Genomic DNA, 22,632 nt, shown 5'->3' with positions numbered 1-22,632 from the left:
CATTCTAGATCCTCACGGAGACTGAAGTGAGTGCGACTGACAGAACGAAGTGTCCGGCTAACCGGCTCGATCGCGGTTCGCTTCGCGGCTTTACACGATGCGGCGGCGCACCGATCGGCTTAATGTTAGCGCTCGCACTCGCTGGCTGCGACGAGAAAGCGCCATCGCAGGCAGCCGCGCCTCCGCCGCCGCCGGTGACGGTCGCGCAACCGGTTACTCGGACCGTCACTGACTGGGACGAATTAACCGGTCGCTTCGAGGCGATCCAGGAGGTTGAAGTCCGCGCACGCGTCGGCGGCTTCATCGACAGTGTAGAGTTCGAGGATGGTGCGATCGTCCACGCTGGCGATCTGCTTTACATCATCGATCCGCGCCCGTTCGAAGCAGTCGCCTTGCAGGCCCAAGGCCAACTCGATGACGCGCGTGCCAAGGCCGAGCTTGCCAAGCGTGAACTCGACCGCGGGCTGAGTCTAGTCCAGTCCAGTGCAGTTCCCGAACAGGTCGTCGACCAGCGCCGTCAGGCGCTGCAGGCGGCGCATGCGGCCGAGACGCAGGCCGAGGGCGCGCTGAAAGCCGCGCAGCTCAATGTCGAGTTCACCCACGTGCTGGCGCCTATCACCGGCCGCGTCAGCCGCCATCTGGTGACCCCGGGCAATCTCGTGCAGGGCAGCGAGGGCGGCGCGACGCTCTTGACCTCGATTGTATCGCTCGATCCGATCGACATCTATTTCGACATTGACGAGGCGACCTATCAGCGCAACAGCAAGCTGTGGTTAGAAGGCAGGCGGCCGAGTTCGCGCGATACGGCGCACCCGGTGCAGGTGACGCTGACCGGTGAGACCAAGCCCTCGCATGAGGGCAAGATGGACTTCCTCGACAACCGCCTCGACGTCTCCACCGCAACGCTGCGCAGCCGCGCGGTGATCCCAAACCATGATCTCTCGATCCTGCCCGGCCAGTTCGGCCGCGTCCGCATCATCGGCTCCTCGCCCTATGAGGCGCTGCTGATCCCCGACGCCGCTATCGCGACCGACCAGTCGCGAAAGATCGTGTTCGTGGTCAAGGATGACAACACAGTGGAAGCGAGGCCAGTCACGCTCGGCCCGCTCGATGAGGGTCTGCGCGTGATTCGCGAAGGCCTCAAGGCTGAGGACCATGTCATCATCAACGGGCTGCAGCGCACCCGAGTCGGCGCCAAGGTGACGCCGCAGATGGCCAAAGCCCCGGCGGGTGACACGCCCGCGTCAGATCCCAAGCCCCTGGCAGGTGCCAAGCCATGAATCTCGGCAGGCTTTCCATCAACCGGCCCATCCTCGCGATGGTGCTGTCGATCGTGCTGCTGATTGTCGGTGCGATCGCCTATCCAACGCTGCCGGTCTCGGAATATCCGCAAGTGGCGCCGCCGACCGTTACCGTCACCACGCAATATCCGGGCGCCTCGGCGCGGACCGTATCCGACACCGTTGCCGCCCCGATCGAGCAGGAGATCAACGGCGTCGAGGACATGCTGTATCTCTACAGCCAGGCGACCTCGAACGGTCAGCTCACCATCACCGTCACGTTCAAGCTCGGTACTGACCTCGACAAGGCCCAGGTGCTGGTGCAGAACCGCGTCGCGATCGCGCAACCGCGGCTTCCCGAGGAGGTGCAGCGCAACGGCGTCGTCACCCGCAAGAACTCGCCCGACATTCTGATGGTCGTATTCATGCTGTCGCCCGACGACACGTTCGATCAGCTCTACATCTCCAACTACACGTCGCTGCAGGTCCGCGATCAACTTTTGCGGCTCGACGGCGTCGGCGACATCAAGATGTTCGGCGCGCGCGACTACTCGATGCGGTTGTGGCTCGATCCCGACCGGATCGCCAATGTCGGTCTGACATCTAGCGAGGTGCTGGCAGCGATCCGCGCGCAGAACCTGCAGATCGCGGGCGGACAGATCGCGGAGCCGCCGATAGCCGATCGCGAATTCCAGCCTAACCTCGTCTTCACTGGCCGCCTCGAAGATATCAGGCAGTTCGAGGACATCGTGGTGAAGGCCGGCTCCGACGGTCGTACCGTGCGGCTGCGCGACGTTGCCCGCGTCGAGCTCGGTGCGCTGTCCTACGCCACCAGCAGCTTCATCCTGCGCAAATCGGCCGTCGCAATGGTGGTGACGCAACGGCCCGGATCGAACGCGCTCGCCACCGCGAAGCACATCTCCGACACGATGGCGCAGCTCAAGACGAACTTCCCGAAGGGGCTCGACTACAATATCGGCTACAACCCCTCCGATTTCATCGCCCAATCGGTCCATGAGCTGATCAAGACGATCTACGAGGCGATGGCGCTCGTCGTCATAGTGGTGCTGGTGTTTTTGCAGGGGTGGCGACCCGCGATCATCCCGATCATCGCGATCCCGGTGTCGCTGGTCGGCACCTTCGCGGTGATGGCCGCGCTCGGATTCTCGATCAACAATCTGACGCTGTTCGGTCTGGTTCTCGCGGTCGGCATCGTGGTCGACGACGCCATCGTGGTTGTCGAGAATGTCGAGCGACATCTCCAGCTCGGTATGAGCCGGCGCGAAGCGGCGCTCAAGACCATGGAGGAGGTCGGCGGCGCGCTGGTCTCGATCGCGCTGGTGCTCTGCGCGGTGTTCGTGCCGACAGCCTTCCTGGGCGGCATTTCCGGACAGTTCTTCCAGCAATTCGCCGTCACCATCGCGGTCGCGACCGCGATCTCCTTGTTCTGCTCGCTGACGCTGTCGCCGGCACTGACCTCGCAGATCCTTGCTCCGCATGAGGAGAGGCGTCCGCCGGCGCGCTGGAACATCATCGCGCGCGGCTGGGACAGCTTCACCGCGCTGTTCAACCGCATCTTCGATCGCCTGGCACGAGGCTACGCGGCCGCCGCCGACTTCGTGATCCGCCATACAGCGGCGATGCTTGTGATCTATCTGGCGCTGATCGGCAGCACCTGCTGGCTGCTGGTGAGCACCCCACAGGGCTTCATTCCCGCACAGGATCGCGGTTACCTCATCATCTCGGCGCAATTGCCAGGCGCCGCGTCGCTGGTGCGGACCGCGGCGGTGGTGCGCGAAATCGAGCGGATTGCGCTGGATACGCCAGGTATCGTCCGTGTCGCGGCCTTCGCCGGCTTCTCCGGCGCGACGCGCACGGAGGCCGGCAACGCCGCGGCGTTGTTCCCGGTGTTCGACGAGCCGGAAGCGCGGCACAAGAAGGGATTGTCGGCGAATGCGATCACAGCCGATCTGCGCAAGCGGCTGTCGGTGATCCAGGGCGCTTTCGTTATCGTCATTCCACCGCCCGCGGTGCCAGGCATCGGTACCGGCGGCGGCTTCGCCATCCGCATCCAGGATCGACAAGGGCGCGGTCCGGAGCTGCTCGCAGCCGCGACCGACGAGCTCGTCGCCGCCGCGCGGAAGTCGCCAAACCTGACCTCGGTATTCTCGCCGTTCACGGCGAATACCCCGCAGCTGTTCGTCGATATCGATCGCGTCAAGGCGCAGAAGCTCGGCGTCCCCATCGCCAGCATCACCGACACGATCGAGACTTACTTCGGCTCGACCTATATCAACGACTTCAACCTGTTCGGACGCACCTATCACGTCACCGCACAGGCCGATCTCCCATTCCGCAAGGAGACCTCCGATCTCGCGCGGCTGCGTACCCGCAACGCGGCCGGCGATATGGTGATGCTCGGAAGCGTCGTGAACTTCAAGGACATCTCGGGACCCGATCGTGTCGCGCGCTATAATCTCTACTCGGCGTCCGAGCTGCAGGGTGAGCCGGCACCGGGCGTGAGCTCGAAGACGGCGCTCGACACCATCAAGCAACTGGCCGACGAAACATTGCCGAGCGGCTTTTCCTTCGAATGGACTGATCTGTCCTATCAACAGGCGACGGGTGGCAATGCCGGCCTCTATGTGTTCCCGATCTGCGTGCTGTTCGTCTACCTGGTGCTGGCGGCGCAATATGGCAGCTGGACGCTGCCGTTCGCGGTGATCCTGATCGTGCCGATGTGCCTGTTCGCGGCCACGATCGGCGTGCGCATCATGGGCCAGGACGTCAACATCCTGACCCAGATCGGCTTCGTGGTTCTAGTGGGACTGGCCGCCAAGAATGCGATCCTTATCGTCGAGTTCGCGCGCGACATCGAGCTCGAGGGAAGGTCGCGGCTGGAGGCTGTCGTCGAGGCCTGCCGGCTCCGCCTGCGGCCGATCCTGATGACCTCGTTCGCCTTCATCCTGGGCGTGCTGCCGATGGTTGTTTCGACCGGGTCCGGCTCGGAGATGCGCCAGGCGGTCGGCGTCGCCGTGTTCTTCGGCATGCTCGGCGTCACGCTGTTCGGCCTGATCTTCACGCCGATCTTCTACGTGGTGGTGCGCAACCTCGCGGAAGGCAAGAACGACGGCAAGCCGACCCAGACGACGGCGGCCGCGGCGGGATAAGTCGGGGTGACGCCGATGCACGATGAGGCCGATAAACTATCTCCGTCACCCTTAGAAGCGCAGAACGCGCGTCATGAATGGTGCGCGGCCCTGCCGGCGCCACGCACCCTTCGAGGCTCGTTCCTCTCCGCACCTCAGGACGACGCGTCTGAAGCTGCAGGCCTAAAGGGGCAATTCCATTGGCTGAGCCAAAATAAAACGGGCGGGTGTGGGGATGCAAACAATCATGCGCCGTTTTTCCCTGATAGAAACTGTCGGAGATCATAAAAATGAAATCGGGATTTTTCGCCGCGGCCGCGGCGTGTTGCCTGTTGCTCGCGGCGCCGGCGTCGGCGCAGGGTGTCAAGATCGGCGTCCTGAACGACCAGTCCGGCGTCTATGCCGATTACGGCGGCAAATATTCGGTCGAGGCCGCGAAGATGGCGATTGAGGATTTTGGCGGCGAGGTGCTCGGCCAGAAAATCGAGTTGGTTACCGCCGATCACCAGAACGAACCCGATCTCGCCGTCTCGATCGCGCGGCGCTGGTATGACGTCGACGGCGTCGACATGATCACCGATCTGACCACGTCGACGGTCGCGCTGGCGGTGCAGGAACTCTCCAACGAGAAGAAGAAGATTGATATCGTGGTCGGCGCCGCGACCTCTCGCATCACCGGCGACGCATGCACGCCCTACGGCTTCCACTGGGCCTTCGACACCCATGCGCTCGCGGTCGGCATCGGCGGCGCGCTGGTGAAGGCGGGCGGCGTTACCTGGTTCTTTCTAACCGCCGACTACGCGTTCGGCCACGCACTGGAAAGGGACACCAGCGAGATCGTCACCCATGCCGGCGGCAAGGTGGTAGGTTCGGTTCGCGTGCCGCTGAACTCGTCAGACTTCTCCTCCTTCCTACAACAGGCGCAGAGCTCGAAGGCGAAAATCGTCGCCCTCGCCAATGCCGGCCGGGATACCACCAACTCGATCAAGCAGGCGGCTGAGTTCGGCATCTTCCGGCAGGGCCAGAAGCTTGTCGGCCTCTTGATGACGCTCTCCGAAGTTCGCGGCCTCGGTCTTGACGCGACGCAAGGCCTGGTGCTGTCCGAAGGATTCTACTGGGATCACGACGATCGGAGTCGCGCTTTCTCCGAGCGATTCTTCAAGCGTACCGGACGCATGCCGAACATGAACCATGCCGGCACCTATTCGGCAACGCTGAGCTATCTGAGGGCGGTGAAAGCCGCCGGCACCAAGGACTCCGAGGCAGTGGCCAAGAAACTGAAAGAGCTGCCGGTCGACGACGCCTTCGCCAAAGGCAAGGTGCTGGCCAACGGCCGCATGGTGCACGACATGTACCTGTTCGAGGTCAAGAAGCCCTCGGAGTCAAAGAAGCCGTGGGACTACTACAAGCAGCTCGCGGTGGTGCCGGGCGATCAGGCGTTCCTCACCGCCAAGGAAAGCGGTTGCCCGCTGACGAAGTGACGCGCGGCGTCATTTCAGGGCGATGCACCGTATTGAACCCGGAATCTCGAGATTCCGGGTTTCGGTTCGCTCATTAATCGAGGCGCGCAGAGCTTCGTCGATCGCCATCTCATCTCTGACAATTGAAGAGAATAAAAATGTTGGCTTCGAGCGTGATGCAGCTCGTGGCATTCCTCGGGACGAAATCACACCGCGGCGAACGGCAATAACGATCGCCTATGGCCCAGCCGTTTGGTCATGGCGCAGTTCCCTCGAGGGTTATTTGTCGGGCGTGGTCAGAGGTTTGTCATTGGTGTCGAGGACGAAGACGGCGAGCAGCTTCGCCGGCTCAGTCTTGCTCGCATTGCGGCTGATCGAATGGAGCGCTTCCGGCTGTTCGGACCAGCTCTCGCCTGCCCGATAGATGCGTGTCTCGCCGTCATTCAGCTTCGACTCGTAGATGAAAGCCGACCTCGCGTGGGTGTGGGACGGGGAAGCCGCGCCCGGCGCGTAAACGACTTCCACGGCGACCAGCGACTTGCCGGGGATATTGGGGATCGTCGCCTCGAAGTTCTTGGTGACGGTTTCCGCTTGGCTGTCGTGGGCTGCGACGGGCCCGGCCGTCGAGATGGCAAGGGCGGCGCCGGTGGCGGCGATGATGGTTCGGATCTTCATGGGCTTTCTCCTTTTGAGTATCGGTTGGACTTGGTTCATTGTTTCCTCCCGGCCTCTAGGCCGCCCTGGCTTGCAGCCCGCGGCGCACCGCTGGATGCGCGATTAACAGCCCCTCGCGCGCCAGACGGCGCCATTGCCGGGCGTCATCCTGATCCTGTCGGCGCCGGAATGCCGCCTCGGATCGATACCCGATCAAGTCGACCACGGCTTCGGTGGTCATCGCCGGCTTCTTCAGCTCGGTGGCGGCCAAGCCCATCCGGATATCGGTCAACAGTTCGACGGCTGAGCGGCCCAGCTTGTCTTGGAACGGAGCCGCCCCGCTGCTGTATGCGAACGGGTGCGAACGTGACCCGTTGGGCCTCGTTCTTCGCGGGCCCTCCACCTATGCACCGATGGGTTTCACACCGTACTTTTGATAGTAGGTGCTCCTGATCTCGTCCTGACTTCGAGGAGGGTCGGCAAAGACATGGGCCGGGGAAAGCAACGGGGTGATCGAAGTGGTTTCGATTTTGACAACGTGATCGACAGGATACTCAGGGCCGTTCGTCGCCCGAACCCAGTCAGCGATCATCAAGAACTCGGCATCGTCTGGCGGCAGTATCAGCGCGCGGCCCTTGAATCGATAACCGCGCCTCTGAAAAATGTCGACTGCGTTAATTTCGACGGCGGGATTGCGCTTCAAATTCAGTATCGTCCGCGGCGATGCGATATCGGCGAAGTAGAGAACGCCGCTCCTGACCGTCAAAGACGCCTTCGGCGAAAGATTTGGCGTTCCGTCTTCGTTGACTGTCGCGACGAACGACAGTATCGCCTGCTTGATGATCGCCTCAATGTCCGCAGTGATTTCGATCATAGACATGGAACCTCTCTTATGACCGTGAGATCGATCGCCGCGAGGGCTTTGTCCCTCGCTAATGTGGCCTGGTCCCGGTCGAGAAACGCAGTGGCCTGCACGGAGAGGAATTGCTGGGTTGTCAGCCCAATGCTACCCAGCACCACCGACAGGTACGGCGTGAGAAAATCGGGCTGGTTGGCTCGGTCGCCGGTAAAAACGCCACCAGAGGCGATCCCGATAAACACCGGACGATCTCTGAGCATTCCCACCTTCCCGGCCGGCGTCGACATGAACGTGCGACCGGCGCGAAGGATTTGGTCGATCCAGGCCTTGAAGACCGACGGAACGGTTAAGTTGTTCATGGGCGTTCCGATGACAATCACATCGGCCGCCTCGACTTCCTGAATAAGCGCCTCGGAAAGCTCCAGCGCGCCCTTCGGCGGGGCCGCCAAGGTGGCCGGCGACGACAGGGCAGTCGCGTAGTCGGACGAAGCGTGCGGCAGCGGGGCGGCGGCAAAGTCTCGCCGGCTGATGCTCGCCCCGGGCGCAACATCAAGGAGCTTTTTGACGATCGCCGCTGAAAGCTGGCGGCTTTGCGATTCTGGACGCGGGCTGCAATCAATATGGAGGATGTTCATGCGAACGATCCCGATGGCGTTACGGAACCAATCACGTTGTCAACCTGCCCTTCGCGTTTGGCGAAGCGGCACGCGTTCGTGTTCGTCGCCGCGATATCAAGAACCAGGCGGTCGCAATATTCATCGATGCCCAACACAACTATCTTCATGGTTTACTTTCTTTCGTCGGTCGCCGCAGGATTCCCGCGCCGCGCATCATGCCCGCGTCGAACACCTGCCCCGGATTGTCGATTTCCTGTGTCTGTTTGGTGGAAATGTTGCATCGATGGGCGCGTGTCGCTCACGGGCGAACGCGGATGATCGTCTTCCCCGCGCGTCGCTCGGTCGCGTTGAAGGTGGCGACCGCACCCTCAAGGGCCGAGACGTTGCCGATGTTCGTCCGCAGTCGTCCGTCCCGCACCCGCTGGACGATCTCACTCAGTTGGGCACGATCGGACACGACGACGAAATCGACCGCCAGGCCATCTGCGGGCCGCGCCTCGGTCGGCCCGGCAATGGTCACCAGTGTTCCTCCGGCCCGGATCAGGCTTGCGGACCGCTTCGCGATGTCGCCGCCGAAGACATCGAAAACCAGATCGACTGGGCTGACGTCTTCCAGGGCGTTGGTCTCGAGGTCGACGAACTCGTTCGCGCCGAAGTCGAGCACCTTCTGACGGTCGGCGGCGCGCCCGGTGCCGATGACGTAGGCGCCGGCCTCTCGTGCGAGTTGCGTCACCATCGAACCGACTACGCCGGCCGCGCCATGCGCGAGCACGCTCTGCCCCGCCTGAAGGCGACCGTGCTCGAACAGTCCCTGCCACGCCGTCAGGCCCGGCATCGGCAGGCTTGCGCCCACCATGAAGTCGACGTCGCCCGGCAGCGGTGCGAGGTTGCGGGCCTCCATGGCCATATACTCCGCCAGCGTGCCGTCGCGATACCAATCGGTGAGGCCGAACACCCGCTGTCCCACCGACAGACCCGTCGTACCGTAGCCGAGGGCGGTGACCACTCCGGCCAGCTCGTGCCCGGGGATCGACGGTGTCCGGTCACGGCCGAGGCGATCGGTCCAGGTCGGGGGCCACGTCAGCTCATCCCAGGTGAATCCCGACGCATGGACCTGAACGACGACGTCGTTTATCGCTGCCTGCGGCTCGGGCCGCTCCACCAGCTTCATCCCGGCCGTTCCCGCGGCCTGGTCTGTCACCACGATTGCTTTCATCTTCCACCTCTCAATTCGTGGGATGTCGTCATTTTTGGGGATTTCCTTACAGGTGAACGAAAATAGAACGGCGAAAACCGATGGTCCAATGACCTTCGGCTATGGAATCGATGCCACCGACCCGACGCGCAAAAATCATGAACTCAATGAGGTTGATTTTGACTGGCGACACTCTCTCCGACGCGCGGTCTCCGACGCGGCAAACCCAATGGATTGCTCGTTCAGACTGCCGGGTCAGCTGGCAGCTTCAACGCCTGCCGGGAGCCTAACCCCGAACCCGATTCAGTCCCAAAGGGTCTTTAAGCTCGACCGAAAAAAGATTCGGGAGCGGGGCCAATTGACACTGGACACCGATTGGCCCGAGCTGGCGATCGTTTGCCGATGTTAGCAGGCAGGGCCGACTACAACGCCCCGAAACACTTGTGCGCGGAGTTTCTATCGCAAGCGGCAGGCTGTGCTCGCCGTTCGACCACGCGACCGCCGTTTCTTCATCCGCTTACAGCTCAATGTCGGCTGTCGCCCCGCGGGAAAAGCCTAGCTTGGCCAGCCCCAGCCGGATCTCCGGGCAGCTCATAAACAGGCGCCACAGGAGCCCGCTCCGATAGTTCTCGATCATGATCACGATCGGCCCTTGATCAATGGCTAGATAGGAGTCCGCGTACCAATCCATCGCCGGACTAAATGCGTCCACGAAGCCATAGGCGCCCCAAAGCCTCTCGCTTCGGGAAGCAAAGTGGCGAAGCGCCCGATGGCACTCCGCTGGGGCATAGGGGAAGGAGCCAAGCGCAGCGGCCGGGGTGATCACGCCCAGATCGCGGTCGGGAGCGTGTGCGACATAGCCATCGATACTGTCACTGGCTGTCAGCCCCCAGCAATCGGCGCCATAGCCGTCGAATTTCTGAGGATTGCGCATGCAATGCGCCTGGTTGATGAGAGTACTAGCGACATTCTGCCGCCAATAGTCGGCGTAGCAATCCCGAAGACGTCTTGGGTCGAGCCCCAGAAAGGAATAGTGAGCGAAAAACAGGGGGCCTCCATGATCGGGTCCAAGGGGGAGCGGAATACCGTCGAAGCTTCGGCCGTTGGCGAAGGCTTGGCCCGCGGCCCAGCCACGGTGATAGACACTCGGCTCGATCGGATGCCGTGGGGCCGACGCGGCTAGGACGAATGCGATTAGGCACTCGTTCCAGCCGTGGATCGTGTGGTCCATCGCCCATTCGTGCACCGGGCTCCAATGCCAGTAGAGCGAGTCGGAGCCGCGGGTGAACCAGTCCCATTCGATTTCCTGCCACAGAGCATCGATGAGGCTGCGCAAAAGGTACGCTTTGGGTTCCGATCCTCGGAAATATTGTCGCGCCGAGAGAAGCCCTACAATCAAATATGCAGTCTCGACGATGTCGGCGCCATCGTCGCATTGACTAAACGGGATGGTTCGGCCGCTCTCGCCATCCATCCAGTGAGGAAAGGCGCCATGGTGGCGCTCGGCCTGGCCGAGAAAGCACACCATCGTAATCAGGCGATCGATTGCGGCCTGCCGGTCGATCCATCCGCGCTCGATGCCTACGAGGATCGCCATGATGCCGAAGCCGGAACCGCCTGTTGTGATGATATTCGGTGTCTCGTTGCTCCGCTCTCGCGTAAGGCCGCTCGTCGGATGGCCAAATTCCCAGAAATATCGGAGTGTCTGTCGCTGCAGGGTATCGAAGAGCTCATCCAAAGACGCACCCCCGTGGGGAGTGACGCTATGCCTGGGTCGAGTGGAGATTTTGAACGGCGTTTCAGTCGCAGACGCGACGGAATGGGCTTGTCTGTAGAAACGAGAACGTCGGCCACGCGGAGGCAATGCGCGATTCTGAGGCAATGGCAGGAAGTTGCTATCCAAGGGCGAGATCGGGCCAGCGGCCAGAGTTGCGTCTGTGAACATGGTGTCACACCTTTCGGTGTTTGGGTCTTAGATCTGCGTTTCTCGCCGGTAATTGATCTTGGCGAACGCTTCGAAATGGATGGCCTCACCAAGCCTTGGGCTGCTCGAAGCGGCAGACCGTGTCCGCTGCTTCCGTACCCGGCTGATGCACGAGCCAACGGTAGTCGTCGGTTGGCTTGACAGGGCGTAGTGTACGCTTGCGCTGTCTTGGAACCCGACGATGGCCGGGAGAGGTAGTGGGCTTGAGCGGATAGGTGAGCGGTTCGACGTCATCAGAGAGAATCGACCAAGGAATGTTTTTCGATGCGTCCTCCCAGCATATCGTCGAACAAAAGTAATACTTGAATGGTCTGTTGTGAAACACACCGCGACAGTTGATACAAACCATGGCGTCCTCCATGCCGGAAAGATGGTTGTCCTTTGCGAGCAGAGCCCCCCCTCTCCAGATTGCGTGCCAGCTTATCTCGTCCGTAATGATTTTCTATTGCAATGAAGTGGTCGGACCTACCTGTTTAGGCGTTGCGCCGCATACTTTGGTTTACGTCTTACCTACAAATTGTATGTCTACGACCGCAGCCTCGACACGCGGTGTGGAGCGAGCCGATGGAAACCGTCGAGTTATGCCCAAAGATCGCTCGCCTGGCCGGTTTAGTGGCGGCTGGATGTCTAGTTCCCAAAACCGATGCAATTCCAGAGAGCTTTAAGCCGCCCGAATGGAGCATACGGGAGCGATTTCCGATTGCAGCGGAGCCAAAAGGCCCGAGCTAGTGGTCGTTTGCCGACGTAGCAGGCAGGGCCGATGACAGGCGCAACCATCGAGGGTCATAGGAGCCTATCGCTCCTTCTATGGCGACCTAACCGCGCCTGCTTCTCCAGTCCATCCGTCGCGATTTCGACAGTCTACTGACGCCACTCAGCCAAATTGTCCGGCTAGCAACAGCAGCCGGCGCGCCAGAATTTCATTGGGGTGACATGGATGCGGGTGGCGTTCGCATACATCGATACAAATCCTCACGCGATACAAGGCCTTTTCTTGGAGCTCTTGGCCGACGCGAGGCGATCTGACGGCGGCTTACAACGCTAATGAAGGCCATGACGTTTAAAGAAACCAGGTCGTTCGAAATCGCACAGCGTCTCGCTCATATACTCATATACTTAGTCTAGGCGTGCTCGATCAATGGATTGCGCTGGCCGCGATCTCGATGACGGTCCCGAGATCAAGGCGGACACCCGCTGACATGAGGCCCAGTGCAACGAGGCTTGCCGGCCTTCCGCCTCCCGCGCCATAGGGGTTTGCGTTCAAAGCGGTTTTTTATATCGCCTCCAGTGATTTCACGCGGATCCAGTTTCTGGCCGCGGCGACGCATAAGCCGTCGTGAGAAGCGATGGCTTTTAAATGCACGCTTACTGTCGTCGTCCATGAGCGAGGAAGCGAGTTTAGAGATGTTGAATGGCGTTAGACGTTGTGTGTTCCGCTGGAAAGGGTCCGACTGCCACATCAGATCGGAGTTGTCCGAGCGACGGATCCTCCCGAACAGGTCGCCTGACGGACCGTACATTTGGAGAACTGCAATGAAGACCATCGTTTTTGCCGCTGCGGCGCTTGTTATCGCCACAGGCAACTCCTTCGCCAGAGGAGGAGGAAGTGACCACTTTGAGCCCTTCTCTGACTTGCATTCAATGAGCGGAATTGACGGATCCCAAATTGACAGAACCCATACGTCATCTCTCAAGAACCATCCCCACACTATGACGAAGAGGCCGGCGCCGATGACGAGGAGGCCAGCGCCGATGTCGAGCTCGCCTTACAACCCGGCTGACGATTATGGACAGGGCATTTGGGGGCGCTGAGTAGCATTGAATGAACAGGCGGATGGACGGTGCCAAGCGTGGGACTGTCCATCTCGCATCAAATGTTCACTCACCAAAATGAAGCATGGAGTGAGAACAGGAGCCGCCTGCAAACTCGGGATCACACTCCGGACGCGATGCGGATAGCTCGACGGATCGCATTCAGCAAATCCAGATGATGCACGGGCTTGGTCAGGAAGTCCACGGCTCCCGCCTTCATGGCCCGGACCGCCATGGGGACGTCGACATGGCCGCCGATAAAAATAACTGGAAGCCTCATATCGATCTTGGCAAGTTCGGAGTGGATATCCAGACCGTTTTGCTCCGGGAGCCACACATCGAGAACAAGGCATTGAGGAGGTGATTTCGGTACCCAGTCCAGGAATTCCTGGACCGAGGAGAACAATATCGTCCGCAGGCCTGTTGACCGGAAAAGGCCTTGAAGTGCCTCTCGAACGTCTGGATCATCATCGATGACGGCGACTGTGAGCGTGGTATCGGATTGGAGCGGCGCCTGTGATCCGGATTGCCGATGCCGGATGGCGGGGCGAAGGTCTGACGTGCCGCCCGGCGGCGGCCGACGCGTTGCCAGCCTGACCACCACATCCGTGTCAATCGGTTCTTCCATCAGCTCGGCAGCTAGCAGATAACCGCGCCCCGAAACCGTCTTGATGAGATCTCGATCCTCACCGAGCGCCCTTCGAAGGGCCGTCACCTGAAACCTGACATTGGCCTCCTCGACCACCAGTGAAGGCCATACACTCCTCAGAATCTCGTCCTTGGGGACGAGCCTGCCTCGAGCGCGTAGCAGCACGAGCAGGAGATCGAAGGCTCGGCCGCCAAGCCTCACCGATCGACCATCGGCAAGGAGTTGGCGCGCTCCCGGCACCACGCAAAATCGTCCGAACCGTAGGAGCTTCGCACCGTCCTCACATCGCCTGTTGGGGTGCTTGGGCACAACCTCGATTTGCTCCGCGATCCAATGCGAGTTCATGGTCAGCCCTCAGAGAGTTTAACATACGACTGTCCGTCATAGGTTTGCGGACTGGGCGGCGAGAATGTTGTCGCGGCGAATATGAGCATGAATCGGCCGAGAGCCGACACAATGCGGTTGGGCAACGATATCAAGAGTGCGATGATGGCAAGGGAAGTGCTCGTTGCAGGCCAGCCCGCATTCACAAGAAACACCCCCGGCAACGCAACCCAGATCGCCGCTCGGATACCACCCTCAACAGCAGCTCGATGCGATCGATAGATCAGCCCACGCCAATGCCATTGAGGACGTCCATCAGTGCGCAGGGCGGCAATATTCTGTCGAACCTGCTCGAAAGCCCAGGAACTAAGGGGGTGACCCAACGGAAGGAACCTCACGTGCTTAGACAGCGTCAAACAAATCTACTCCGTGATTTCGACTGTCCGCCTCTTCCGGCATGTTCGCTTTCGCGATCGCCTCAGTCAGCTCTGCGACCTCCTGGGCCTTGCCATCGCCCTCCCCCAACTCCAGCTGGATCGTCGCCATCTGCTGGCTAAGGACTGCCTTGCGCTGTCTCTCGTCGAACGTCGCCTTGGTCTACAGGCCATCTCGTTGCTGAGGACAAGACCTCTATGCGCTCGGAGAGAAGCCGTGCGACCTTGTCTATTCGCGCGACCACGAGGTCGACCGACTCCAGGATCTCCGGCTTCTCCTTCGGCTTGATGTCCACGAACGACGCAGCAAGGTCGGCGAGCGTGCCCGCCGGCTCGGGACACTCGAGCACGAGTATCAATTCCTGAGGCACCTCGACGAAGCCGGCTTCGTCCGGGCCGAATGATAGATAGCCGGGCGTCGGCGATGGCAACTTGGCGGCGATAGCACTCGCGGAAGCTTCTACGGATTGGGAGGAGACCGGTCGGAATGCGTCCGCGAGAGCCGCGGTCGTTGCGGCGGTTCCTACCAGGACACCCCGAGCCAGCGAAGCAGCGCCCGTGGCTGCGGCAACGCCGAGAAAGCCTCGACGGCTCGGATGGAAGGTCTTGTCAGCCGGATCATTGGTCATCGGAGTTGCAGTCCACTTTTTTGGTCGTGGCAAAATCGCGTGAATCCACGGGGCTCCTTTGCGGCCACGCGGGGCACGGCGGCACGCGCAATCGCTTCAATCAATGTCATGGCGGCCGCGTGTGCTCGGCCGGCCCAACCAGACCCAAAGATCGGACGCAGCGGGCGAAATTAGAAATTCCCTTTGGACATGCTTTCGATAGGCGTGAGGTATCATCGTCCAAAAGCGCTGTGCGCACCGCCGCCCGGAGGCATTTCAAACCGGTTTATTGCCGCAAGCGGGGCGAGCCGCGTGTCTGGACGAACGGCGACGGATTGTGGATTCGCGGCGCGATCCGCGGACCTACTTTTCCGCCGCGGCGGCGTGCGGCCCGCGACTCGATATCCCGCACCTCACTTCCCGCCCCAGGGCTTGAGCCTTCGTGACAAGAAATCGTTGACGACGGCCCGCTCCGCGATCTTCACGTGCGGCGCCCGAACGGTGCCCACGTCGACTTCAGCCGTCTTCTTTATGCCCCGCTCGAAGATGTCCGCCGCCTCGCCAAGTAGCGCCTTCTTCCACCGGTGGAATCGGATGCACGCCATATTCGGCAGCCAACTCCCACACGGTGCGCTCGCCCTGCACGGCTTCCAGCGCCACGCGAGCCTTGATGCCTCTGCGTCATGATCCCTGCGTTTGCGCATGTTCTGATCTCCTCGTACTTGGAGATCAGCAGACGTCAGTTCGCAACTTCCGTCACTGTCCGATTTTCGGGGGACGTGCTAACGTCTAGCAAGGCCGAAAGGCTGCCGTCGTCGCGTCATCTATTCTGAGCCGCTCCAAGTCAGGTTTACCGCGTGGTTTCGCGAAGCGCTCCTCAATCTAATTCCGTATCCGGTATTCGACGGTGGCTAGTTGCAATCCCGCGCAGACCTGCGATTGCCTGATTTAGCAGTGAGCCGCTTATGGGTTTCTCGCGGTAGATCAGATAAACGGGGCGAAGGAACTCAGGCGCTCCGGCAATAACCTTAAGCTTTCCAGCCTCAACCCAAGTCAGGGCGATGCTATGGGGCAAATAAGCCGAGGCGCGCCGGTCAAGGACGAATTGCAGGCCGAGATAGGCTGGATTGACCGTGATCGCAGGTGCCGACAGTCCAGGAAACGCTGCCTGGTGCCCCGCTTGAAACTGCTCGTCCCACTCAACATAGACGTAGTGCTCTTCCCAGTTGTCGGCATGGTCGCGGTCGCAGACCAGAACCAGCCGTTCCTGCGTAAGTTCCTCGAGCGCCAGGCCGGGCTGACGCGGCGGCACGAAAACGAGTCCCAGGTCGAGTGTACCTGTGATCAGACGCTCGGCAAGGTTGCTCGAATAGCTTCCTTCCAGGCGGATCGCGACGTCGGACGCGTGCTCACGCATATAGGAAACCCACGGGCGCATCAGCGTGTACCAGAGGCTGCTCGGCCCCCCAAGACGCAATATTGTTTTGTAACCGGGGGGGAGCGCTATCTCACGTTTAGCCTCTTGCCAGGAATGTACGATCGATCTGGCGTGCGGCTCCAAATGCTTTCCCGCATCCGTCATCACCACGCCGTCCGCTCCCCGCACAAGCAACGTTTGTCCGAGATGATCTTCAAGAGCGCGAATTCTGGCACTGATTGTGGACTGGGTTACATTTAAACGATTCGCCGCAGTGCTGAAGCTACCCGTCGCCACGATCTCCAGAAAGCTTCTCAACTGTTCAACCTTCATTTAGTCCTTCCGTATCGATAATTTCGATGCGACGCATGCAAAACATTCGCTTGCAATGGAGCTTGAGCGCTCGGAAGCTGTCTTACTATCGCTTTTTCCAAAAAGGCAAGGGAGGCCAAACATGCCGAAAGCTCGCGATCACGCACATCTCGTTACACTGAAAACTGACCTTGCGAACGGGCAGATAAGTCGTCGTGCCTTTTTGCGAACTGCTACCCTTCTCGGTATGTCGGCGGCCGCGGCTTACGCTTTCGCTGGCGGTGAGGCTGCCACTGCGAATGCTGCAGAAGCGAAACCTAAGGGCGGGACATTGCGCATCAGCACGACGGTTTATGACGTCAAGTCCCCGGCGATCGCCGCGACAACTGCTCACCCGCTCGTCTATTCGCAGGTAGTAGAGTATCTGGCCAAGACTGGTACCGACAATGTGACGCGCCCTCATCTGCTGTCCTCTTGGGAACCTTCAGCCGATCTCAAGACCTGGACGCTTCACATCCGCGATGGCGTGAAGTGGCATAGTGGCCGACCCTTCGTCGCTGACGACGTCATCTGGAATCTAAAGCGTCTGCTCAGCGATGAAGTCGGATCCTCGATGCTCGGACTGATGGAGGCGTACATGCTGAAACCCATCGATACGGGTAAGACAGATGAAAAAGGCAATAAGATCATCAAGCACCAGGTCTGGACGGAGACTGCCATCGAAAAAGTCGACGACAAGACAATAAGGTTGAATTTGCAGGCCCCCCAGCTGGCAGTACCGGAGCACTTGGCTCATTTCCCGGCTGTGATGCTTTACCCAGAGGAGAATGGCGTTTTCGGACCGGGATCTGTGGGGACTGGTGCTTTCACATTGAAGGAAATCAATGTCTCGCGGAATGCGGTGCTTGAGGCCGTCAGCGACTACTGGGGTGAAGGGCCCTACCTGGACAAGCTTGAGTTTGTCGATTTGGGAGGCAGCGAACAGGCGAACGTCAACGCCTTGATGTCAGGTCAGGTGGACGGGGCCTTCCAAGTTCTTCCAGAGTTTTTCCCGGTTCTGAGAAAGCAAGAAAACCTGACGTACTACGAAGTAACAACGGCCGATACTTCAGTGGTCCGTATGAACCTCAAGCACAAACCGTTCGATGATTCACGGGTACGTCTGGCGTTTCGACTTGCTGTCGACGTTACCAAGGCTGAGGACGTCACATTTGGTCAGTTTGCCGTGCCTGCGGAGCACACGCACGTCTCGCCGATCCATCCCGAGTACGCGAAGCTGCCGCCGTTTGAGCGAGATCTAGAGCGAGCCAAGGCGCTCCTTGCGGAGGCTGGCTATCCAAATGGCGTCGATGTCGAGCTGATTATCCCCCAAAATCCGCCCCACCATCTCAGAAACGCGACTGCACTTACTGAAATGTGGAAAGAGGCAGGTATTCGCGCCGCGATCAAGGTGGTGCCCAACCTGCAATACTGGGACGTCTGGACCACCGCTCCGCTGGGCATGACGGTTTGGGCACATCGTCCGCTCGGTGTGATGAATCTTTCACTCGCATATCGGTCAAACGCTGCTTGGAATGAGAGCGCATTCGCAAACGCCGAGTTCGATGCGCTTCTCGACAAGGCGGAAAGTATCCCGGACCCCAAGGCGCGTAGCGTTGTCATGGCAGACATCGAGGCGCTCATGCAGAGGGAAGGCCCGATTGTGCAGACATACTGGAGAAATCTCATTACTTTCTACGACAAGAAGGTGCTGGGGTTCGCGATGCATCCCACGTACATGCTCTCTGCCAACGAACTCGCGATTCAGGCGGCATAGGGAAGAAAATGTCTGTGCTGCGATCATGCCATCCCCTTCTCCGCGGGAGGCGAGCTTGGTTCGCTTTCTAGCTCGGCGACTACTGCACTTCGTGTTGACAATCACAGCTGCTTCTTTCCTTCTATTTGCCGTGACGGAGTTCTCACCAGGTGATGTTGCCTCCAAAATTCTGGGACCCTACGCCGTTGACACTCAGGTCGAGATGCTGCGCCAAAGGCTGAAGCTCAACGATCCATTACCAATCCGTTACATTCGGTGGATTGGAACGTTGCTTGGAATTGTCGAGAATCCACTCGGTGACTCTTCGACAGGATTGGGATTGGTAGATCCACGCGGTAACCGCTACTTCGGAAATCTAGGCTATTCGCTGATGCTAAAAGAGCCGGTGATCGACGTCCTGAGTGACCGCCTTGGCTACACACTCCTGCTTGCTTTCTGGGCTGTTGTTTTCATTGTTCCGCTGTCGATCACGATGGGCGTTGTCGCTGGTATGAATGAAGGTAGGCTGATTGACCGACTTATTTCGATGACAGCCGTGGTTTTGACGTCATTGCCGGAGTTCGTCGTTTCGGTCGGTCTTCTGCTGGTCGGGGTTGCGTGGCTTGGAATTCTGCCGGGGACCAGCCCAATGAATCTTGGGAGCAAATGGTCCATCGGGACCCAGCTCTTCCTTCCTGTGACCGTTTTAGTAATCGCATCGGCGAGCTATGTTTCGCGAATAGTTCGTGCTTCGGTCGTCGACACGCTTCGCCGTCCCTATGTGCGAACCGCACTGCTGAAGGGGCTGCCACGCTGGCAGATAACGATCCATCACGTTCTACGAAACGCGATGATCCCGCCCATCACGGTCATCCTCTTGCAGATCAATTGGCTTCTTACAGGAGTCGTTGTCGTTGAAGCAATCTTTGCTTACCCCGGCGTGGGTTCTCTCCTTCTGCAAGCGGGTCTTTACGGTGACATCTACTTGGTACAAGCCTTGAGCCTTTTGGCGCTTTCGGTCGCGGTTGGAACCCAATTGATCGGAGACCTTTGCTACATGGCCCTCGATCCCAAAATTAAGGTTGCGTAGCATTATGAGTGCTTCTCTTGGTGCTGCCGACGCGACGATGGTTGAGCTACGTCAAAACTTCTTTGGTATCTGGGCTGCAATCAAACGCAATCCATCAGCGACTGCCGGCATTGCAGTGCTGCTTGCATGGGGTATCGTTGCGATACTCGCGCCGGTCGTTGCGCCCTATGATCCGACTGCAATCGATTTCTTGGCGGCGGCTGATCCGATGCCTTCGTCGTCGCATTGGCTGGGCACTGACTCCACCGGTCGCGATATCCTATCACGAATTATTTGGGGCGCGAGAACCACCTACACGGTAGTCCCTCTATCTGTCTTCGCGGCATTTATTGTTGGCATCGCGTTAGGGATGCCTGCTGGCTACTTTGGAGGATGGATCGATACCCTAGTCAGTAGAGCTTCCGACATAATGCTTTCATTTCCCGCTTTAATATTATATATCATTTTAATAACATCTTTTGGACCCTCTTTGTGCAATATTGTTATTGCGGTTACATTGGCGTATGCGCCGGGGGTCAGTCGGCTGGCGCGGGCTATCACTCTTTCCCTTCGAGAGCAGGATTATGTTGCTGCCGCTCAGGTCCGAGGGGAAACGAGTTTATACATAATGGCAGTCGAGATCCTGCCGAATGCACGTGGGCCACTTACCGTCGATCTATGTCTGCGAGCTGGGTACACGGTAATCCTTACGGGCACACTTGGGTTCCTCGGTTTGGGGCTACCGCCACCTACTGCTGATTGGGGCGGGATGGTCGTTGAGAATGGGCATTTGCTTTCGATCTATTGGCACATGACTGTGTTCCCCTGTCTTGCGATTTCAAGCGTCGTTATTTCCTGCAATTTGGTGGCCGATAGTTTGCGCGGAGGTCGCACCAGATGAACGATACTTCTCTGCTAACTGTCGAGAAACTGGAGATTTCCTATCGCAAGGACGGCTTGCTACTGCCTGTGGTCAAAGATTTCTCGCTTAGACTTGCGCCCAGTGAGACCTATGGGCTGGTGGGTGAATCCGGCTGCGGTAAGTCTACTGTCGCATATGCGCTCCTGGGGTATCTGTCGGAACATGGGGTCATAACCGACGGCTCTATTACGCTTAATGGCACTGATGTGAGGAAACTCGACCATGCCGGCCTACGCAAGCTGCGCGGTGGAGACGTGGCTATGGTGTATCAGGAGCCAGTTAGCGCGCTGAATCCGGTTCTCACCATCGGACGCCAGTTACGTGAGGCCAGGTTGGCCAAGAGAGATTGCAGCAAAGCAGACGCAAATGATGCGTCGATTAGCATGCTAAAAGCGGTGCAATTGCCAGATCCAGCCGCCATGTTTGATCGTTACCCGCACGAGTTGTCCGGTGGCCAGGCTCAGCGGGTGGTGATTGCAATGGCGCTGCTTGCTGAGCCTAAGCTTCTTGTGCTTGACGAGCCTACGACAGGTCTTGATGCCACCGTCGAGGCAGAGGTGGTTGAGCTCATTGCGAACCTCGGGCGCAAATTGGGGACGGCAATTCTCTACATTTCGCACAACCTGACTTTAGTAGGTCGCATCTGCGAGAGAGTCGGCGTCATGTACTCCGGCCGTATTGTCGAGGAAGCTCCGACGAGACAGCTGTTTCAACAGCCTCGGCACCCATACACGGCGGGTTTGCTAGGCTGTCGTCCATACTCAGCTGCTGCTGGAAAAAATAGACGCTTGGCAACAATTCCCGGGAACGTTCCGCTTCCGGGTCAAGAGCCGGCAGGGTGCAGTTTTGGGCCCCGTTGTCAGTATTTCGAGCCAGGAAGGTGCGACCAGCTGCCTGGGCCAATCCTCGAGGCGGTGGCTGGGCCTACCCGAGTTAGATGTGTACGCCGGGACGAAATCGTTCCGCAGACTTTGGTACCGGTTTCCGTCGCTCACCGTCCGAAGTCCGGCTCATCGGTGATCGAAGTCGAAGCTCTCGTAAAGAGCTATGCCCCGCGACACGCGCTTAGATTTGGAGGTAAATCGCCAGGGCCTGAAGCTAGGAACGCGAATGACAAGATTTCACTTTCTGTTAAGGGAGGCGAGATCCTCTCGATCGTTGGTGAATCTGGATCCGGAAAATCAACGCTGGCAAAAATTGCCATCGGTCTTGAAGAAGCGACGTCCGGAAGGATGATCACCTTCGGACAGGACGTAGCGCAGGTACGGGCACGCCGCCGGCCACTTCATCTGCTGCATAAGATCCAGATGATATTCCAGAATCCAGACAGCACTCTCAATCCGGCACATACAATTGGTGCGATCATTGGTCGCGCGGTTCGTTGTGTGAACGGAAAGCAGAGTGCCGCCGACATAAAAAGGCACGTGGATTCACTGTTGGCTGCCGTGGCGTTGCCTCCAGAGTTCCGACATAAATATCCCCACGAACTTTCCGGTGGCCAACGGCAACGCGTGGGCATAGCGAGAGCATTTGCAGGGCATCCTGAGGTCATCATCGCCGACGAACCTGTTTCGGCTCTGGACGTGTCCATCCAAGCAGCGATCGTCAATTTACTGTTGGACATGCAGGCACATGCCGGGACGACTTTTCTTTTCATAAGCCACGACGTCGCCCTGGTCCGACATTTGTCCGATCGTGTTGCGGTTCTGTATGGCGGCCAACTGATGGAAATGGGCACCGTCGATGAGGTGTTTTCGCCGCCGTTCCACCCTTACACCGCCCGTCTGATTTCTGCGGCATCCGGCAGAGCCGCATCGGGCGGACCCAAAAGCGAGGGGAAGGTGGGGCAGCATGCCAGCTGTCGCTTTTTCGAACAATGTCACGTTCGTATCGATGGCCTTTGTGACCGTGAGACACCTCCGCGGCGGGAGGGGTCAGAAAGCCATTCCGTTACTTGCCATCACGAGCTTTCTGAACTTGCGATGCAGCCGATCCTCGTATCCGAAACAATGTAAGGGCGGACACCTTTATGCGTCATGAGCACTTGCGGGGCCGCGGACCCCATCTCCCACCACTGGACCATGTCACTCAG

The 22,632-nt window shown here is 59.4% G+C and carries 19 protein-coding genes; 7 read left to right on the top strand and 12 right to left on the bottom strand.

Annotation, left to right across the window (positions count from 1 at the left end; all coding sequences use genetic code 11):
• Nucleotides 1-26: 26 nt before the first annotated feature.
• From DPM33_RS20525 to DPM33_RS20515, 3 genes are all read left to right on the top strand, one after another.
• Nucleotides 27-1,280, top strand: coding sequence for an efflux RND transporter periplasmic adaptor subunit (locus tag DPM33_RS20525; protein WP_483466566.1), 1,254 nt, complete (start codon nucleotides 27-29; stop codon nucleotides 1,278-1,280).
• Complete coding sequence (locus DPM33_RS20520; protein ID WP_112099268.1) at nucleotides 1,277-4,450, top strand: efflux RND transporter permease subunit; 3,174 nt, start codon at nucleotides 1,277-1,279, stop codon at nucleotides 4,448-4,450. The genes DPM33_RS20525 and DPM33_RS20520 overlap by 4 nt, the downstream gene beginning before the upstream one ends.
• A 269-nt stretch (nucleotides 4,451-4,719) precedes the next feature.
• Nucleotides 4,720-5,910: an ABC transporter substrate-binding protein gene (locus DPM33_RS20515; RefSeq protein WP_112099267.1), complete on the top strand. Its 1,191-nt coding sequence runs from the start codon at nucleotides 4,720-4,722 to the stop codon at nucleotides 5,908-5,910.
• 258 nt (nucleotides 5,911-6,168) lie between these two features.
• Here the strand turns inward: DPM33_RS20515 and DPM33_RS20510 are convergent, their stop codons facing one another.
• The 12 genes from DPM33_RS20510 to DPM33_RS20465 all read right to left on the bottom strand — a co-directional run bounded on the left by DPM33_RS20510 (nucleotide 6,169) and on the right by DPM33_RS20465 (nucleotide 16,775).
• A complete protein-coding gene (locus tag DPM33_RS20510) occupies nucleotides 6,169-6,564 on the bottom strand; it encodes a cupin domain-containing protein (RefSeq protein ID WP_112099266.1) in 396 nt (131 codons plus the stop codon).
• Between the two features lie 55 nt (nucleotides 6,565-6,619).
• On the bottom strand, nucleotides 6,620-6,835 hold the full coding sequence (locus tag DPM33_RS36675) for a hypothetical protein (protein WP_208648431.1): 216 nt from the start codon (nucleotides 6,833-6,835) through the stop codon (nucleotides 6,620-6,622).
• 111 nt (nucleotides 6,836-6,946) lie between these two features.
• Nucleotides 6,947-7,423 carry a pyridoxamine 5'-phosphate oxidase family protein gene (locus DPM33_RS20500; RefSeq protein WP_245442286.1) on the bottom strand — a complete coding sequence of 159 codons (477 nt, stop codon included), beginning with the start codon at nucleotides 7,421-7,423 and terminating at the stop codon, nucleotides 6,947-6,949.
• Nucleotides 7,414-8,037: an FMN-dependent NADH-azoreductase gene (locus DPM33_RS20495; RefSeq protein ID WP_112099264.1), complete on the bottom strand. Its 624-nt coding sequence runs from the start codon at nucleotides 8,035-8,037 to the stop codon at nucleotides 7,414-7,416. The genes DPM33_RS20500 and DPM33_RS20495 overlap by 10 nt, the downstream gene beginning before the upstream one ends.
• Nucleotides 8,034-8,186: a hypothetical protein gene (locus DPM33_RS36325; protein ID WP_167449157.1), complete on the bottom strand. Its 153-nt coding sequence runs from the start codon at nucleotides 8,184-8,186 to the stop codon at nucleotides 8,034-8,036. Before DPM33_RS36325 ends, DPM33_RS20495 begins: the two co-directional genes overlap by 4 nt.
• A 131-nt stretch (nucleotides 8,187-8,317) precedes the next feature.
• Nucleotides 8,318-9,235 (bottom strand): NADP-dependent oxidoreductase, encoded by a 918-nt coding sequence (locus DPM33_RS20490; RefSeq protein ID WP_112099263.1) that lies wholly within the window; start codon nucleotides 9,233-9,235, stop codon nucleotides 8,318-8,320.
• 496 nt (nucleotides 9,236-9,731) lie between these two features.
• Complete coding sequence (locus DPM33_RS20480; protein WP_245442285.1) at nucleotides 9,732-10,952, bottom strand: glucoamylase family protein; 1,221 nt, start codon at nucleotides 10,950-10,952, stop codon at nucleotides 9,732-9,734.
• Nucleotides 10,953-13,131: 2,179 nt separating this feature from the next.
• Nucleotides 13,132-14,004 (bottom strand): response regulator, encoded by an 873-nt coding sequence (locus tag DPM33_RS20475; protein ID WP_112099260.1) that lies wholly within the window; start codon nucleotides 14,002-14,004, stop codon nucleotides 13,132-13,134.
• A gap of 381 nt (nucleotides 14,005-14,385) precedes the next feature.
• Complete coding sequence (locus tag DPM33_RS37795) at nucleotides 14,386-14,529, bottom strand: hypothetical protein (RefSeq protein WP_167449156.1); 144 nt, start codon at nucleotides 14,527-14,529, stop codon at nucleotides 14,386-14,388.
• 7 nt (nucleotides 14,530-14,536) lie between these two features.
• Complete coding sequence (locus DPM33_RS37790) at nucleotides 14,537-15,046, bottom strand: hypothetical protein (RefSeq protein ID WP_112099259.1); 510 nt, start codon at nucleotides 15,044-15,046, stop codon at nucleotides 14,537-14,539.
• 392 nt (nucleotides 15,047-15,438) lie between these two features.
• Nucleotides 15,439-15,729, bottom strand: a complete 291-nt coding sequence (locus DPM33_RS35890; protein WP_146770294.1) for a hypothetical protein — start codon at nucleotides 15,727-15,729, stop codon at nucleotides 15,439-15,441.
• Between the two features lie 173 nt (nucleotides 15,730-15,902).
• Complete coding sequence (locus DPM33_RS20465) at nucleotides 15,903-16,775, bottom strand: LysR family transcriptional regulator (protein WP_112099258.1); 873 nt, start codon at nucleotides 16,773-16,775, stop codon at nucleotides 15,903-15,905.
• Nucleotides 16,776-16,896: 121 nt separating this feature from the next.
• On the opposite strand from DPM33_RS20465, the gene DPM33_RS20460 reads away from it, so the two are divergent.
• The 4 genes from DPM33_RS20460 to DPM33_RS20445 are packed head-to-tail and all read left to right on the top strand — an operon-like array spanning nucleotide 16,897 to nucleotide 22,555.
• A complete protein-coding gene (locus DPM33_RS20460) occupies nucleotides 16,897-18,570 on the top strand; it encodes an ABC transporter substrate-binding protein (RefSeq protein WP_112099257.1) in 1,674 nt (557 codons plus the stop codon).
• 55 nt (nucleotides 18,571-18,625) lie between these two features.
• Nucleotides 18,626-19,639, top strand: coding sequence for an ABC transporter permease (locus tag DPM33_RS20455; protein WP_112099436.1), 1,014 nt, complete (start codon nucleotides 18,626-18,628; stop codon nucleotides 19,637-19,639).
• A complete protein-coding gene (locus DPM33_RS20450) occupies nucleotides 19,632-20,519 on the top strand; it encodes an ABC transporter permease (protein ID WP_245442283.1) in 888 nt (295 codons plus the stop codon). The genes DPM33_RS20455 and DPM33_RS20450 overlap by 8 nt, the downstream gene beginning before the upstream one ends.
• On the top strand, nucleotides 20,516-22,555 hold the full coding sequence (locus DPM33_RS20445) for a dipeptide ABC transporter ATP-binding protein (RefSeq protein ID WP_112099256.1): 2,040 nt from the start codon (nucleotides 20,516-20,518) through the stop codon (nucleotides 22,553-22,555). The genes DPM33_RS20450 and DPM33_RS20445 overlap by 4 nt, the downstream gene beginning before the upstream one ends.
• Nucleotides 22,556-22,632: the final 77 nt, after the last annotated feature.

Origin of the sequence: Mesorhizobium hawassense (genome assembly GCF_003289945.1) — a bacterium.
Classification (GTDB): domain Bacteria; phylum Pseudomonadota; class Alphaproteobacteria; order Rhizobiales; family Rhizobiaceae; genus Mesorhizobium; species Mesorhizobium hawassense.
The sequence above is the reverse complement of the archived record's forward strand: the minus strand, read 5'-3'. Positions and strand labels throughout refer to the sequence as shown.